This window comes from Rothia sp. (in: high G+C Gram-positive bacteria), assembly GCF_030540545.1.
Classification (GTDB): Bacteria; Actinomycetota; Actinomycetes; order Actinomycetales; family Micrococcaceae; genus Rothia.
The window spans coordinates 1-1,084 of the sequence record NZ_JAUNVZ010000114.1 but is presented as its reverse complement, the minus strand read 5'-3'; the positions used below and the strand labels follow the sequence as shown (position 1 = coordinate 1,084).

1 protein-coding gene is annotated in these 1,084 nt (G+C 56.8%); it reads right to left on the bottom strand.

Translation table 11 applies throughout. The annotated features are described in order from the left end of the window. On the bottom strand, positions 1–868 hold an 868-nt coding region (locus tag Q4P78_RS09320), incomplete at its 3' end, for a glycoside hydrolase family 95 protein (RefSeq protein ID WP_303340091.1). Between the last annotated feature and the right edge of the window lie 216 nt (positions 869–1,084).

The following is a 1,084-nucleotide window of genomic DNA, read 5'->3' as shown; positions in this document are numbered from 1 at the left end:
AGAGCTTGCCGTCCTTATACTCTACGCTACCGCCCTTGGTGTTGACGCGGATACGCACCACGTAGGCCATCTGGTTGTTGTCCAATCGGCCGGAGTAGACCAAGCCGCCCTGACCATCAGGACTGAAAGTACCGGTAGCGCAGGGATTGGGTGCATAGCTGAGGGTAAAGGTCTGACGGCCGGGAGCAGAGGCAGTGAGCTTCACCGCCATCACATTGGCGGGATAGGAGACGAAGGTACGCCGGCTGTAAGTGGTGCCGTCTGCCGCTGTGAAGCTGACGGTGGCGAGGGCAGAGTCTAGATCAAGGGCACGGCGATAATGACTGATGCCTTGGTCTGAAATGGCGGTCTCCAAGCACAACTCGCCCATCGTGGTGAATGAACCAAAGCGGAAGGCAGGTTCACCGGCAGCCTCGTAAGGGGCATTACCGGTAAAGCTCTCCTGCGTAAGGCGGGCAGCCTTGTTCAGGTCGCCGTCTTGAAAGGCCTGACGTATGGCGGGCAGGTTCTTAGCCCCGTCAATATTCTGGTTCCAATAAGCTTTGGCACCGGTAGCGGTGTTGGGGCCACCGCGCCACAGGGTCTTCTCATTGAGAGTATAGCGCTCAGTAGAGACGGAGCCCATGACGTTGCAGCCGATACTGCCGTTACCCAAAGGCAGGGAGCGACGTTCCCACTCTTGGTCGGGATTGACTGCGCCCTGACCGGCGTCTATCGGTTTGTAGTCAGCGGAGAAACGTTCAGGATGTCCACCCCACCACACTTCGCGTCCGCGAAGGGAATTGGGGCTATCGAACCACACCACGTGCTGGGCAGCAGCTGTGGCGCAGGAGAGCATCAGGAGGGAGGAAAGGAAGAGGTGTTTCATAAGAAAGAGGTGTGAAGTAACGAGTGTAAAGGAGAAGCAGAACAAAGGCTGGAGAACAACTTATTCACCAGCTACCTGTTCAATAAGGTAACGGGGACGGCGCTTGACTTCGATAAATATTTTGCCCACATACTCCCCAATAATGGCGCAGGCCACGAGTATGGCGCCGCCGATGAACCACAGCGAAACGAAGAGGGTGGTCCAACCGGAGATGGT